The sequence below is a fragment of the Bacillus sp. FSL K6-2869 genome (assembly GCF_040869405.1).
In the GTDB taxonomy this organism is placed as follows: Bacteria; Bacillota; Bacilli; order Bacillales; family Bacillaceae; genus Bacillus; species Bacillus altitudinis.
This window is the reverse complement of the sequence record NZ_CP152035.1, coordinates 2,451,166-2,464,943: the sequence shown is the minus strand read 5'-3', so window position 1 is coordinate 2,464,943 and position 13,778 is coordinate 2,451,166. Positions and strand designations below refer to the sequence as shown.

17 protein-coding genes are annotated in these 13,778 nt (G+C 40.2%); 13 read left to right on the top strand and 4 right to left on the bottom strand.

The window, feature by feature from the left end:
- Positions 1-11: 11 nt before the first annotated feature.
- Genes MHI58_RS12780 through MHI58_RS12770 form a run of 3 tightly spaced genes read right to left on the bottom strand, consistent with a single transcriptional unit; the run spans position 12 to position 2,352 of the window.
- Positions 12-710, bottom strand: a complete 699-nt coding sequence (locus tag MHI58_RS12780; RefSeq protein ID WP_368004325.1) for an amino acid ABC transporter permease — start codon at positions 708-710, stop codon at positions 12-14.
- Positions 707-1,567, bottom strand: a complete 861-nt coding sequence (locus tag MHI58_RS12775) for an amino acid ABC transporter substrate-binding protein (RefSeq protein ID WP_039167149.1) — start codon at positions 1,565-1,567, stop codon at positions 707-709. Before MHI58_RS12775 ends, MHI58_RS12780 begins: the two co-directional genes overlap by 4 nt.
- A complete protein-coding gene (locus tag MHI58_RS12770) occupies positions 1,564-2,352 on the bottom strand; it encodes an amino acid ABC transporter ATP-binding protein (RefSeq protein ID WP_082055552.1) in 789 nt (262 codons plus the stop codon). The genes MHI58_RS12775 and MHI58_RS12770 overlap by 4 nt, the downstream gene beginning before the upstream one ends.
- A 120-nt stretch (positions 2,353-2,472) precedes the next feature.
- Between MHI58_RS12770 and MHI58_RS12765 the strand changes: the two genes are divergently transcribed.
- The 13 genes from MHI58_RS12765 (at position 2,473) to MHI58_RS12705 (ending at position 12,645) form a co-directional block, all read left to right on the top strand.
- A complete protein-coding gene (locus MHI58_RS12765) occupies positions 2,473-3,642 on the top strand; it encodes an acyl-CoA dehydrogenase family protein (RefSeq protein WP_045034097.1) in 1,170 nt (389 codons plus the stop codon).
- Positions 3,643-3,740: 98 nt separating this feature from the next.
- The gene (gene blaBPU, locus MHI58_RS12760; protein WP_082055558.1) at positions 3,741-4,547 is read left to right on the top strand and encodes a BPU family class D beta-lactamase; all 807 of its coding nucleotides are present in this window, start codon (positions 3,741-3,743) and stop codon (positions 4,545-4,547) included.
- A gap of 226 nt (positions 4,548-4,773) precedes the next feature.
- Positions 4,774-5,394 carry a hypothetical protein gene (locus MHI58_RS12755; RefSeq protein ID WP_041506842.1) on the top strand — a complete coding sequence of 207 codons (621 nt, stop codon included), beginning with the start codon at positions 4,774-4,776 and terminating at the stop codon, positions 5,392-5,394.
- Entirely contained in the window at positions 5,391-5,990 is a 600-nt protein-coding gene (locus MHI58_RS12750; RefSeq protein ID WP_039167157.1) for a hypothetical protein, read from the top strand. The genes MHI58_RS12755 and MHI58_RS12750 overlap by 4 nt, the downstream gene beginning before the upstream one ends.
- Positions 5,991-6,270: 280 nt before the next feature.
- Entirely contained in the window at positions 6,271-6,555 is a 285-nt protein-coding gene (locus MHI58_RS12745; RefSeq protein WP_234823329.1) for a hypothetical protein, read from the top strand.
- A 100-nt stretch (positions 6,556-6,655) separates the two neighbouring features.
- Positions 6,656-7,003 carry a YxiJ family protein gene (locus MHI58_RS12740; RefSeq protein WP_041507116.1) on the top strand — a complete coding sequence of 116 codons (348 nt, stop codon included), beginning with the start codon at positions 6,656-6,658 and terminating at the stop codon, positions 7,001-7,003.
- 312 nt (positions 7,004-7,315) lie between these two features.
- On the top strand, positions 7,316-8,182 hold the full coding sequence (locus MHI58_RS12735; protein WP_045034196.1) for an alpha/beta hydrolase: 867 nt from the start codon (positions 7,316-7,318) through the stop codon (positions 8,180-8,182).
- Positions 8,183-8,259: 77 nt separating this feature from the next.
- Positions 8,260-8,610 carry a helix-turn-helix domain-containing protein gene (locus MHI58_RS12730; protein ID WP_008356147.1) on the top strand — a complete coding sequence of 117 codons (351 nt, stop codon included), beginning with the start codon at positions 8,260-8,262 and terminating at the stop codon, positions 8,608-8,610.
- A 397-nt stretch (positions 8,611-9,007) separates the two neighbouring features.
- Positions 9,008-9,640: a 3-hexulose-6-phosphate synthase gene (gene hxlA, locus MHI58_RS12725; RefSeq protein WP_045034095.1), complete on the top strand. Its 633-nt coding sequence runs from the start codon at positions 9,008-9,010 to the stop codon at positions 9,638-9,640.
- Positions 9,637-10,194: a 6-phospho-3-hexuloisomerase gene (hxlB, locus tag MHI58_RS12720; RefSeq protein ID WP_045034094.1), complete on the top strand. Its 558-nt coding sequence runs from the start codon at positions 9,637-9,639 to the stop codon at positions 10,192-10,194. The genes hxlA and hxlB overlap by 4 nt, the downstream gene beginning before the upstream one ends.
- Positions 10,195-10,342: 148 nt before the next feature.
- A complete protein-coding gene (locus MHI58_RS12715) occupies positions 10,343-11,068 on the top strand; it encodes a DsbA family oxidoreductase (protein WP_045034093.1) in 726 nt (241 codons plus the stop codon).
- Positions 11,069-11,162: 94 nt separating this feature from the next.
- Positions 11,163-11,618: a MarR family winged helix-turn-helix transcriptional regulator gene (locus tag MHI58_RS12710; RefSeq protein WP_202394234.1), complete on the top strand. Its 456-nt coding sequence runs from the start codon at positions 11,163-11,165 to the stop codon at positions 11,616-11,618.
- Between the two features lie 10 nt (positions 11,619-11,628).
- Complete coding sequence (locus MHI58_RS12705) at positions 11,629-12,645, top strand: serine hydrolase (RefSeq protein WP_211256836.1); 1,017 nt, start codon at positions 11,629-11,631, stop codon at positions 12,643-12,645.
- 5 nt (positions 12,646-12,650) lie between these two features.
- Here the strand turns inward: MHI58_RS12705 and MHI58_RS12700 are convergent, their stop codons facing one another.
- On the bottom strand, positions 12,651-13,763 hold the full coding sequence (locus MHI58_RS12700) for a GntR family transcriptional regulator (protein ID WP_045034091.1): 1,113 nt from the start codon (positions 13,761-13,763) through the stop codon (positions 12,651-12,653).
- Positions 13,764-13,778: the final 15 nt, after the last annotated feature.

Sequence of the window (13,778 nt, the reverse complement as noted above, 5' to 3'; positions counted from 1 at the left end):
AAATCGCCTCCTTAGCGTGACAGGCTGGTGCGGCCTTTCACAAATTTTCTTTCCAGTAGCATCGTGATCAGTTCAATACTGATGCAAATCAGCCAATACACAATTGCAATGATGACGTACACTTCAAACATCCCTATCCCGTAGTTATTGCCTAGGATGATTTTGACCTGTCCCATCATATCAATGAGTCCGATTGTAAATGCAATGGCGGTATCTTTTACGAGATCAATGGTGTAATTTCCGAGGTTCGGAAGTGCAATGAGAAAGGCTTGCGGAATAATGATCCTCATTAATGCCTGCGTATCTGTCATCCCAACAATGTAAGCTGCTTCAAGCTGATCTTTCCCAACAGAGGAATATGCACTGCGAAAGACTTCAGATAAATAAGCGCCCGTATGTAACGAGAATGTGATCATCACAAATAACACACGATCCCAATGACTGATTTGAATTCCGGCCATGAGTAAAAGCTGAGGCAGGCCAAAATAAATGAGGAATAACTGAACAATGAGCGGCGTACTTCGTGTAAATGACAAATAAATGACCGCCAATTGTTTCAGCACTGGAATTTGTTTGATTCGAATGCAAGCAAACAGCAATCCGATGATGATGGCAAAAAACAATGACACCACAATCATAAGAAATGTGAGTGGCAGACGATCCACCACTTGTAAAAAGATTCTTAGCCAATCTCCAGCTGTAAACGTCATGGCGTTTCCTTCCTTTCTTCATACTGATAGCCTTGCTCTGATATATAGTCAATATCTTGAAAGAAATCAACGCCAAACCATTTCTTCGCAAGGTCAGGTAATGTTCCGTCTTCTATCATCTCTTGTGTCACTCGGTCCAATTGTGATGCTAGTTTCTTTTGACTAGGCTGTAAGACAAGATAAATAGGTTCCTTTGATACAATGCCGCCCACTTTGACTTTCAGGTGAAGATGTTTTTGAATCGTATCAAAGGTCGAAATATTCATAAAAGCCGCATCGGACCGTCCACTTTCGACTCGTTTTAAATTGAGTTCGTTTGAAGGACTTTCAATGGTCGTGAGCGGAATTTTCCGATCATTTTCTTCATTATATTGATTTAATATGGAACGAAGGCCGCCGCTAGGACTGACGGGAGCGAGCTTTTTTGATGTCATATCGTCTAGAGATTGAATATCTTGCTCTGATTCATTCACAATTAAACCTGTCATCGAATAGCCGTATGGCACCTTAGGATAAAGAAAGCGTTTTTCACGTTCAGGATTACTAAAAAACCAATTAGCCGCCATTTCAAATTTCCCAGCGCCGATCCCAATTAAATTGGATTCTTCCTCGCCAAAGATATAATCAAAATGAATGTGTGGCAAACGTTTCTCGACTTCATTTAAATAATCGATGTTATAGCCAATCGGCTCGTTGCGGTCATTTGTGGCTAAAAAAGGCGGATTGACTTCTGCGCTTAGTGCGACTTTGACAATTTGTCTGCCATCATCTGTTGTCGTTTTCACACTGCTGCAGCCAATGAGAGAGAGGAGAAACAGAAGGATACTAGCGGCAGTGAATAAAGTCTTGCGCTTCATCTGTCTTCCTCCAATCCTTGCCACATCCCGCGATGAATTCTTGATAAAAATTGTTTCGTCCGTTCATGCTGAGGCTTCATCAGGACGTCTTCTGGTGAGCCTTTTTCAACGATTTCCCCATCTGCCATAAAGATCACTGTATCCGCTACATCTTTTGCAAACGAGATTTCATGCGTCACAATGACCATTGTCATTCCTTGGCTCGCAATATCTTTCATCATTTCAAGGATTTCTCCGACCATCTCTGGGTCCAGTGCGGACGTTGGTTCATCAAACAAAAGCACCGCAGGATTCATGGCAAGCGCACGGGCAATTCCGATCCGCTGCTGTTGACCGCCGGATAATTCACTTGGAAATGCTTCTTTTTTATGAAGCAGCCCAATTCGCGTTAACAATTGCTCTCCGATTTTTTCCGCCTCTGTTTTAGACATGTTTTGAGACACAATCAATCCTTCTGTGATGTTTTCAAGTGCTCGTTTATTTTGAAACAAGTGATAATGCTGAAACACCATAGACGATTGCTGTCTGAGTTTTAGAAGATCTTTTTTTCGATATTGTTCAAATTGAATCGTGGCTTCTCCAACTGTCAGCGTTCCTTTGTCTGGGATATCAAGGCTGTTTAAACTGCGGAGAAGGGTTGTTTTTCCTGATCCGCTCGGTCCAATAATGGCGACCACTTCACCTTCGTGTACAGTGAAATCAATTCCTTTTAACACATGAGTTGACCCATAGGATTTATGTAGATTAGTAGCAGAAATCATAAAAGCATCACGTTCCTTTGACATATGTACTTAATATTGATAAAATTTAACACATTAAATCCTATAAGTAAAGTGTGTTTTAATAATACCTATTGGATAAATCGGATATGATAGATTGCGAGAAACAGAGGAGTTGGATACGTTTTGTCTAAAGCATTATTTGTCGATACAGATTTTCAAAAAAATTGGCTAGATCAACTAGAATCCCTTCGTGAAACGATCGAACAATCTGCAAAAGAACATGATGAGGGTGCCTATTTTCCTAAACAGAATATCGAATCATTAGTAGAACTGGGCTATACAACGTTGTCTCTGCCTGTTGAGTACGGGGGCGGGGGTCAATCTGTAAAGGATATGGTCCTTTTTCAAGAAACACTAGGAAGTATGGATGGAGCAACTGCCTTATCGATCGGCTGGCACCAAGGAGTTATTGGTGAAATTTATGAAAAGAAACTATGGAATGAGAAGCAGCTGCAATTTTTTGCTGAAGAAATCAAAAATGGGGCTCTTGTGAACCGGGCTGTCAGTGAAGCGCAGACAGGTAGTCCAACAAGAGGAGGCAAACCTGGAACAACTGCAACGAGATCAGGAGATCAATGGGTGATCAGCGGCAGGAAAACATTCACAACGATGTCACCAGCACTCACATATTTTCTCGTCGGTGTATGGATCGAAGAAAAAGAAGCGATGGGCTTCTTCTTAATTCACCGTGATACAAAAGGTGTTTCTATAGAAGAAACGTGGGATGTTGTTGGCATGAGAGGAACAGAGAGCCATGATTTAATTCTAGATCATGTGGAAGTTCCAGATGACATGTTGGTTGAAGTGCAAAAAGGACCTCGGGGTGGTACGCTGAATCCTTGGATCGCACATATTCCTTCCTGCTATTTAGGGATTGCACAAGCGGCAAGAGACTATGCTGTTCAGTATGCCATCACCCATTCACCGAACAGTATTAGCGGAACGATTAGCGAACTGCCAAATGTCCAAACACTGATTGGCGAAATTGATTTACTACTAAAGCAAGCACGCCATGTCATCTATTCAACGACAACATTGTATGAGCAGCCAGAGAAAAGAGAGCTGTTAATCAATGAATTCGGTGCTGTGAAGCATACAGTCGTCAATGATAGTCTGCAAGTGGTCGATAAAGCCATGCGTTTAGTCGGTGCAAAAAGCTTAAGCCTTAGCTGCCCGCTTCAACGTTACTATCGAGACATTCGTGCTGGCCTTCATAACCCGCCAATGGACGATATGACGATTTCGAAAATTGCAAAGCAAGCGATAGAAGAGAAAAAATTGAACGTACAATAAACAGAAAGCCGGATAAAACCGGCTTTTTTTATTTAGCAGAAAAGAGGACAAGCGTACCTTATGTCTTATCGCTCAACATGCTAAAATCGATACAAATCATGGGAAAAGGAGCGGTTTTTTTGAAGAAGCATATAAAATGGCTATTTTCCACTATTATGCTGATGGCACTTTTTATCGGCCAACCTTCATCAAGCGAAGGAACATCACCATCGTGGTCAGTAGATGAATTTTTGAAAGAGCGGGAAGGCACATTTGTGATTCAAGAAGTAAAAGAAAAATCACCATGGGTGTATAACAAAAAAAGAGCGAACAAGCGCTTTGCACCTCAATCAACGTTTAAAATCGCAAATGCCTTAATCGGACTTCAAACAGGTGCAGTTAAAGATGAATACGACATCAAATATTGGGACGGAGTAAAAAGAGAGATTGATAACTGGAATAAGGACCATACACTGGGCTCTGGCATGAGAGATTCAGTCGTCTGGTATTATCAAGCCATGGCGCGTGACATCGGGGAAGAACGCATGGGCCATTGGATAAAAGCCATTCATTATGGGAATCAAGACATATCTGGCGGAATCGATCAATTTTGGCTAAGCAGTACGTTGCGCATTTCTCCAGTAGAACAAGTTCATTTCCTTAAACAGCTATATGAAGAAAGTCTCCCATTTGACCTATCGGTTATGAGAACCGTCAAACGAATGATGATACAAGAAGAAGAGAAACACGCCACGCTATACGGAAAAACAGGCTCCGGATCAGGAATCGGCTGGTACGCAGGCTTCATCAAACATGAAAACAAAACCTACATCTTCGCCACAAATATCGAAGGCACCGGACTAGAAGCAAAAGAAATCACCTATCGTATTTTGAAAAAATATCATTTGGTAGAAGCATCCGTTTAGGGTGCTTTTTTTATGAGTAGAAATGGAGACTTTTTGATAATATGATGATATATGGATTCGTTTGGATATGTCATATAAACGACATAATTAGTATAATTGTCTAAATATCTTAAATGGGATGATGACGAGAAAAGAAGTTTTTATTATTTAAAAACTGTAAAAAACAGAGAAAGAATTAAATAAACTACTAGATCGTCTTAAAAGGTGAAAAGAGAGGAGCAAAGATTTGAAACGGCTTGAACACTTATTTATGCATTCAGAAAAAGAATTCAGATCCTATCAGTCTTTAGTCGAGAATGTGTTTTATCAAAATGAACATCTGCCACAACAAGTATTCCAAAAGAATTTTGATTGTTTTTTGTTTCAAGAGTTTGATTGGGCATTGAGTGATGAGGTTTTAACAACAATAAAAAAGCTATCAGTTTTAACACAAGATAAGGACTTTTTAACGGCGGTCCTTAAGCCAGATCCAGTAGAATACTATATGAAGGAATTTGGTTATTATAATTGGCTGAGGACGAGTGTTGACATTTCTGGTGAGGACTATGTAAATGCCTTATGGACCAGTCCAGAAAGCTCCATAGCTGATGCTATTATCACTAACTCAAATATCGTTGTTTGGTTATCTCATTCTTTGGAGTGGGCAATTTGGGGAGATAGAGAGCTGGAAATTTGTATATTAGGTTTGGCATCTAAAAAAGCACCAAAGACATTCTTAGAAGAAGGATGGAAACCATTAGATCATCCTAGCTTAACAGATTGGTTAGAGCTATTATTAAATGACAAAAAGAAAGTCAATGATTATGTCACTCAATTTGCAACTCATTATTCTTCAAAAGGGGCATAAAATTGTTTATCACTAATCCGAAAGAATTTGAACATTATTTATCATTTATTCATTCGCTAGTTCATTGTAAAAAAACATTCCCTGAACAAGTGTTTAAAACAGGACAGCATGATTATTTATTTGAAGAATTTCATTGGTTATTATCTGATGACAGCTGGGATATGTTAAAGCATGTGGCTTTGATTCATGGTGACGACAATATATTTATGGCTGTATTAGAAGATCAGAAAAGTATGGATCATTTTTATCAGGATTTTGGTTATTATCCTTGGGTGAAAATACCGTTACATATCTCATCTAGTGATTACCTTGATATTTTAGCAGATTACCCGCAGCAGAGTTTGAATGATAGCATCATGAATACTGCATCTCGCATCTTATGGGTGTCTCCTTCTGCGAAATGGATGATTTATGGAGAAAGAGATTATGAAATCGGGGTATTAGCAACTCATAAAATTGAAATCAAGGACAATCATATGTTGAAAACGTGGAGACCTTTAGATGAGGTTGTATTAGGTTGGGTTTCAGTTGTATTTCCGAATCAAAAACTTCCTGATGATTTTAAAAATAAACTCTTTAGAAACTATAAAAATTAGATGGTAAATTTCACGATCTACATTGTTCTGTGTATTCAAATATTAGGTTCCTTTCATTTAAACAGAGGTTACTATTACAGGAAAGTAGAAAATTTTAAACGAATCTGTAAAAAGGTGGACTTTATTTCATTTGAAGAATATTTACAAACCCTGTGACAGAATAGGATTCATTATCAAAAAACAAGAGAATACGTTAGGAGAGTGAAGGAGTTGTTTAGTATGTAGAAAAATGGATCGATTATCTAGATGGGGTTGTAATGTACTCGGAGTCACATTTGATTTGTTTCATAAAGAATTAGTACTGAGCTTAAAAGTATCAGAATTAAATAAAGTTACTCAACATGAATTGCGATTTATGAATGTGGCGAGTCTTTATTATAATGGGGGTGAAGGTAATGATAGATTTGAAGAATTGATACAAGAAGAGATGAATTGGCAAATTTTCGAATGCGGTTACCATCCTAATGGGATAGGGAACTTTAAAAATGTACTTCTTGAAGAATTTGATTCAAATGCAAATTTTCTATTTAACATCAATGGGATGTTACTCGCAATAGAATCGTAAAACGTATGTTTCGATTCACAAGAATTTATTTGCAGTTTATAGGAAGATCTCATTAGCGTCTAAATAAGAATTAAAAACAATGAGAGATTGGGGAAAATCCATGAAAATCAGCCGAGATAAACAAGGTTTATTCGATGATTTAAAACAACGTTATCAATACTTATTAGATTCATCTTATCCAGATGAAATCGTCTCTTTTGAAGCAGAAACTGGTATATTTTCAGATGACTTTTATTTATTTTTTTCACTTGTTGCAGGTAGCCTAAGTTATGTGATCGATCATAAACGAATACCGAAAAAACAGTTAAACGTGCTACGTCAGTCATTTGAAGAGCAATATCCCCAAATCAAATCATATCAACAGATCCTTGAATCGTATCCTTTATTGCATTCCTATGTTCAATACCATGAAGAAACAAGAAAACGAATCATTGCACTTATACAATAACCTCTTGGAGGCCAAACAATGACATGGTTTTTAAATGAAAAAATCCAGAAACAAATCCCTAATTTCAATATCAACCATCTAAAGCAAATCAATGAATTTCACTACTTTAAAGAGTATAATGAACATTACGACTTGATCAACTGTATTGTAATGTACATCCCATATGATTCCCCGAACCTGCAAGCAGACATTCATCTGAAATTTACCAATGTCTCTTCTGTTCAAATCAAAGATTTGGAGTTAACAAACGATTCCTATCTTTTTTTGAACATTCAACTTTTGGATAGAGGCATCCCAACACAGAAAGGTGCAATGACATTGAATCGAATCATGAAATGGCTCTTATTTGCGGCGGTCATCGCTGGATTATTGGTATGCGCATTTTTTGTGTTCCGCTTCAACCAGCCTAAGCCGACGACGAACATCCATTATGCAGACACACAAAACAAACAGCAAACACTCGATATGTATATGCCAAAGGGAAAAGATGAAGACAAGAAGAAGCATCCAGTCATGATCTATCTCCATGGCGGCGGCTGGACAGGCGGCGATAAGAATAGAGTCGCTTCAAAGGCTGATTATTTTACGGGTCAAGGGTATGTGTTTGTTTCAATGAATTACAGGCTTCACCCTTATGCCAATTATGAGCAGATGGCAGATGATACGGCAAGCGCTATTAAATGGGTCAAGGATCATGCAGATGAATATCAAATCGATTCGTCAAAAATCAATGTCATGGGTCACTCAGCGGGTGGTCATTTGACAGCATTGGTTGCTACAGATTCGACTTACTTAAAACGTGTGGGGCTGTCGCCAAAAACGATTAATTCTATCGTGATTTTAGATGGGCCGTTAAACATCAATCAATTTATACAAGCCATTCCATCGTATAAAAAAGTGTTTGGCAAACAGGAGAAGAACTGGACAAAGGCATCACCGGTCACTTATATGAATCAAACGAATGTACCGCCTGTTTATTTGGTCACAGGCTGGGAAAATCCAGAGGTGTACCGATTTGCAGAAAAACTGAATCATGAGAAAGGCTCTCGGTTTGTGTTTCGGGTTCATTCGCTGAGCCACAGTGATTTAAATAAATGGTTTGGATCTGACAGAGCGCCAAAAGAAGCGCAAGAGATGACAAAGGCTGTGATGGCTTTCGTCAAAAAACAAAATCAATAACAAAGACTGTATGCTAGGGCAATCCATTTTGCCGCAGTATATGATAAAGTGGTTTGAGATTAAAGGAGTGTATGTCGATGTCATCACGAATGGAAAATAAAGTGTTCAATTGCGAAAAAGAGCTGACGCTGAATATTATCGGCGGTAAGTGGAAAATGTTGATCTTATGGCACCTTGGGAGAGAAGGGACAAAACGGTTTGGTGAGTTAAAGTCGTTAATGCCTGGGATTACGCAAAGAATGCTTGTCAATCAGCTAAGAGAATTAGAGGAAGATCACATTGTGCACCGGGAGGTTTATCCTGTCGTTCCGCCAAAGGTTGAGTATTCTCTCACAGAACTCGGAGAAAGCTTAATGCCAATTTTAGAGGCGATGTATGATTGGGGCAAACAATATCTCGACAGCAATTTCTTAAAAGACGATAAATAGAAATACCTACAATAGATACTGAACGTAAGACAGTATTTCAGATTGTTGACAAAGGGCTAAAATGAATTGATTTTAGCCCTTTGTCTTCCTTTCAGCGTGATAGAAAACCTTTGCAGCCCTAGGAAGGACGAGTACTGGCGCGGAGCGAATGTCACATTCGTGAGCACCAGCACGCAGGACTGACACCGAATGCGAGGGTTTGTCTACACGCTGAGATACTGGTCGAAAGACAGTATCTTTTTTGTGCCCATATGCGAAAAAGTATAGTATGTAAAAAAAAAGTGCGTACTAGGATTGCGCCATTCCTGTTGTTATACTCGTTTCATGCAAGAAAGATTCAAGATGCATCATCCGCGGAGCTCTTGAAGATGACATGATGAAACAGGAGTGAATGTAGATGAAATTACAATTAGCGTTAGATTTAGTGAATATACCAGAAGCGATCGAGCTGATCAAAGAAGTAGAAGCGTCTATTGATGTGGTGGAAATTGGGACACCTGTTGTGATCAACGAAGGACTTCGTGCTGTAAAAGAAGTTAAACAGGCATTTCCGAATTTACGTGTGCTGGCGGATCTCAAAATTATGGATGCTGCCGGTTATGAAGTGCAGCAGGCATCCGAGGCTGGAGCGGATATTGTGACCATTCTTGCGGCAGCGGAAGATATGTCTATCCAAGGAGCGGTGAAAGAAGCAAAAGCAAGAGGGAAACAAATTTTAGTCGATATGATTGGTATCAAAGATATCGCCGGCCGCGCGAAAGAGCTTGATGAGCTTGGGGTAGATTATATTTGTGTGCACACAGGTTATGACCTGCAAGCGGTTGGTCAAAACTCATTTGATGACCTCATGACCATTAAACAAGTGGTCAAACAGGCAAAAACAGCGATTGCAGGCGGTATTAAGCTTGATACGTTACCTGAAGTCGTCAAATTAAATCCAGATTTGATTATTGTCGGCGGCGGCATTGCGAGCCAAGACAATAAAGCAGAAGTGGCTGCGCAAATGAAGCAGTTGATTGCACAATCATGAAAACAAGTGACTATGTGAGAGCGATTCTAAGCGAGCTTTCTGAGCACTCGCCCGCGATTCAAGACGAACAAGCAGAGCAGCTTGTCAAAAGCATTTTAGCGGCTCGAAAGGTCTTCGTCGCAGGGGCTGGCAGGTCTGGTTTGATGGGGAAATCGTTTGCGATGAGACTCACGCATATTGGTGTCGAAGCTTATGTGATCGGTGAAACGAATACGCCTGCTTTTACATCTGAGGATTTATTGATTGTAGGGAGCGGTTCTGGCCGAACAGAGACGCTGCTTGTGCTCGCGAAAAAGGCAAGGGCGATTGGCGGAAGCGTGGCGTCGTTCACGCTTTCAGCTGAGTCACCTATAGCTGATCTATCGGATGAAGTCATCTTACTGTCAGGTGCGCCAAAGGATCAACATGAAGGAAACCATCATACGATTCAGCCGATGGGCTCATTATTTGAGCAAACTTTGCTTCTTATGTATGATGCGGTCATCTTGAGATTGATGGAAATGAAGAAGCTCGACACCCATAAAATGTACGGTCACCATGCGAATTTAGAATAGCCGTGATGAAAACCTTTCCTTTTTTGAAGGAAAGGTTTTTTTAATACATGGTACTTAAAAAGAAGGATCACTTGACATAAACGATAAGATGTAACTATAATAGTTACATCTTGAAAGAAAAAACGTAAGCAACGGAAGGAAGATGAAGATGAAAGTACAAATTTGGTCAGATATCGCCTGTCCTTTTTGTTATATAGGAAAAAAACAGTTGGAAACAGCGCTTGAGCAATTCCCTCATAAAGAACAGGTAGAAGTAGAGTTTAAAAGCTTTGAGCTTGATCCGAATGCACCTGTTGCAGTGGATTATGATGTGCATGATATGCTTGTCAAAAAATATGGCATGAGCCGCAGCCGGGCCATCGCGATGAATGAACAGGTGAAACAGGCGGGCAAGGAGAAAGGAATCGATTTTCAATTCGATCCACTCGTTTTGACAAACACCTTTGATGCCCACCAGCTCGCACAATATGCTGGAAAAATGGGAAAAGGCGATCTCGTCATGGGAGAGCTGTTTCAAGCGTATTTTACAGATGGAAAGCATGTTGGTGATCGTCAAACCCTTTTAGATATTGCAGAAAAAGCAGGCCTTGATCAGAACGAAGTACAGAAGGTTCTAGACGGGCAAGAATTTGCAGACGATGTACGAGAAGACGAAAAAGAAGCAACACAGCTCGGGATTTCTGCTGTGCCTTTTTTCTTGATCAATGACAAATATTCGGTTGCTGGTGCACAGCCAGCAGATACGTTCCTTCGTGCACTTGAAACGGCTTGGACAGAAGAGGCAGCGCAAACGGAGAAAGCGGCTGATGCTTCATTTGAAGAAGCATGTGCAGATGGCGTATGTGCAGTACCTTCACCTAAAGAAGAAGTATAATCGGCATGTTCCCTATCTTTGATAAAAGATAGGGATTTTTGTTGATTAATAATTAATATACCTTTATACTTAAGTTATCTTAATTATGAAGGTGATGACAGTGACATCCAAAACAACGATGATCCAAGAATTAAACCAAATCGAAGCGCGCATCCATCAAAAGCTCCGATTAGAGTTTGAAGAGTTATTTGTAGATGAGTTAACTGATAAGCAGCACATTGTCCTTGATTTCGTAGAGCGAAAAGGGGGAAGCTCACCTATTCAGATTGCTCAGCAACTAGGCATCACCCAAAGTGCTGTGAGCCAGTTGTTAAACACGCTTGAAAAAAAAGAATGGGTTCGCCGCAGCATCAACCCGCAAAATCGTCGGGAATTGCACGTTGAACTTTCTGAAAAGGCAAAGACGTACTTGGAGAATATGAGAAAGATAGAACTTGCGATCATTGAAAAATACTATTCAAAATTAAGCCTCGAAGAGATCAACACATTGACATCCATTTATACAAAGCTTGATCAATTGATTGTAGATCAAAATGAAGGGGAAGGATGATGATCCATTGATGATGCTCAAACAAGAAGTACAGCGAATTGCCTCTTCTTATACGGAGAAAAAGAAACAGGCACTGCTCGTGATCGGACTGATTCATCAAGGAGAAAGACACGTTTTTCATTTCGGAGATCACCCCATACAGCAGCGCGTGCAGCCTGAGGAGGTCATTTTTGAAATCGGCTCTATTTCAAAAGTCTTTACGACAAGTATATTGGCAAGCATGATTCAAAAAGGGCAGATGAAGCTAGACGATTCCATTTCACTGTATTGTCCCGAAATAAGAAAGAATCACCCCATCCAATTGGAACAGCTGGCAACCCATACGTCTGGACTTCCTTCACATCGTTTTCTCAGAGATTTACAACTAAGGTTCCTTCCAAAAGTGAGAAGAGATATGTACTGTCAATACTCCCTTGATGAATTAATGAAACTGTTACACTCGAAAAAATGGAATGAGCGAAAGGAATACCCATCTCGTTACTCCAATGTAGGGATGGGACTCCTCGGGTTGATCATGGGATGGTCTCTTCACAAAACATATGAAGAGCTGCTGACTGAATATATCGTGGATGAGCTGAAACTATCGAACACCTTTATTACGATCAAGGAGGACGTCAAAGAGAAGATGATCCTCGGTCATCAAGAGAAGGGAAAAGAGGTTCCTCCGCTTCAGATGCATGACTATCAAGGGGCTGGTGCGATTCGTTCGACGATCACGGATTTGCTTTCATTTCTCTCTGCGCATATGAGTGCAGACGTCGCTTCTCCATGGAAAATGACCCACGAGCCAAAGGTGAAGATAGGGAAAAACATGTCAATGGGACTCGGGTGGGTCATAGATGATACGGGATTGATTTGCCATAATGGTGCAACTTCTGGTTTCTCCAGCTTCATGGGCTTCCGCCCGCATTCAAAAACGGGAGTGGTCGTCTTGTCTAACTATCGCAATCGTATCACGCAAGATTCTCCTGACCGAATTGCCTATGACGTGATGAATATGCTTGAACAAGAGCCTAAAACCAAATGAGCCTCCTATGAAGAGGGCTCATTTTTTCTTGCGTTCAGCGCTTTAATCGTTTCACCAGGAACGAGTTCAGGCTCATAAAATGTTTGATCAGGGAGATTCTTTTTCCCTTGTACGTGTTTAATCATCCAGTCTGCCGCATCTCGTCCCATTTGCTCTTGAGGGTGTGTCAGCGTTGTCAGTTTCACATGGGCATTTTTTTGGGCAATATACGAGTTATCCTGTCCAATAATGGAAAGATCATCTGGAATAGATAAACCCATTTCACTACATACATTTGCTACTTCTAACCCGACTTCATCGTTATAGCAAACAAGGGCGGTCAGCTCATGCTGGTGTGCTTGTAAAAAGGTTTTGATATGATCCCCTAAATACTGTTTCGATTCTGTATCGAAAAAAAGGACATGCTCTGGTAGGAAATTGAGCTTCGCTTCACCGAGTGCCTGAATATAGCCTTTCATTCGATATTTTCCTTGTAAATCATCTGTTTTTGAAATCAGTCCAATGTGCTGATGTCCAGAGGTGATCAGCTCCTTTGTCGCTAAATAGCTGGACTTTACATCATCCAAACAAAGGAAGGGAACCTCTAACTGCTCATAGTAGGCATTGATCATAATAAGCGGGACATCCTGCTCTTTAAAGGATAGGTAGTACGAAATATTTGGATTATATAAATTGCTTTTTGTCGGTTCGACAATTAATCCGTCCACACCAAAGGACAGCATCATTTCAAGCGCTTTTTTCTCCTGTTCCACATCGTTATTTGTACTCGCCAGTAACAAAGAATAGTTCTCTTCATTTAATCGGCTTTCGATGCCCCGAATGATCGACGGGAAAATGTAATCTGATATGTATGTGGTGATGACGCCAATCGTTTTCATATGAGCATGTCCAGCAGGTTTTGTTTGATATTGATTGGTGACAAATGTGCCTGAGCCTTTTTCGCTTCGTAAAAAACCTTCACTCGATAATTCTAAGATGGCTTTTCGCACCGTATGCCGGCTTACTTGATACATCTCTTGTAAGCTTGATTCGGTTGGAATACGCTCCCCGATCCGGTAATCCCCTGTCAGTATTTTGCTTTTTATATCATCCATAATGATCTGGTACTTCTTTTTCATCGTTTCACTTCTTTC

Bases quoted from the DNA above. Each gene is read 5' to 3' on its own strand.
- MHI58_RS12705 (WP_211256836.1), top strand. From the start codon at position 11,629: ATGATGCTCAAACAAGAAGTACAGCGAATTGCCTCTTCTTATACGGAG.
- MHI58_RS12780 (WP_368004325.1), bottom strand. From the start codon at position 710: ATGACGTTTACAGCTGGAGATTGGCTAAGAATCTTTTTACAAGTGGTG.
- hxlA (WP_045034095.1), top strand. From the start codon at position 9,008: ATGAAATTACAATTAGCGTTAGATTTAGTGAATATACCAGAAGCGATC.
- MHI58_RS12710 (WP_202394234.1), top strand. From the start codon at position 11,163: ATGACAGTGACATCCAAAACAACGATGATCCAAGAATTAAACCAAATC.
- hxlB (WP_045034094.1), top strand. From the start codon at position 9,637: ATGAAAACAAGTGACTATGTGAGAGCGATTCTAAGCGAGCTTTCTGAG.
- MHI58_RS12715 (WP_045034093.1), top strand. From the start codon at position 10,343: ATGAAAGTACAAATTTGGTCAGATATCGCCTGTCCTTTTTGTTATATA.
- MHI58_RS12730 (WP_008356147.1), top strand. From the start codon at position 8,260: ATGTCATCACGAATGGAAAATAAAGTGTTCAATTGCGAAAAAGAGCTG.
- MHI58_RS12700 (WP_045034091.1), bottom strand. From the start codon at position 13,763: ATGAAAAAGAAGTACCAGATCATTATGGATGATATAAAAAGCAAAATA.
- blaBPU (WP_082055558.1), top strand. From the start codon at position 3,741: ATGGGAAAAGGAGCGGTTTTTTTGAAGAAGCATATAAAATGGCTATTT.
- MHI58_RS12740 (WP_041507116.1), top strand. From the start codon at position 6,656: ATGAAAATCAGCCGAGATAAACAAGGTTTATTCGATGATTTAAAACAA.
- MHI58_RS12770 (WP_082055552.1), bottom strand. From the start codon at position 2,352: ATGTCAAAGGAACGTGATGCTTTTATGATTTCTGCTACTAATCTACAT.
- MHI58_RS12775 (WP_039167149.1), bottom strand. From the start codon at position 1,567: ATGAAGCGCAAGACTTTATTCACTGCCGCTAGTATCCTTCTGTTTCTC.
- MHI58_RS12735 (WP_045034196.1), top strand. From the start codon at position 7,316: ATGACATTGAATCGAATCATGAAATGGCTCTTATTTGCGGCGGTCATC.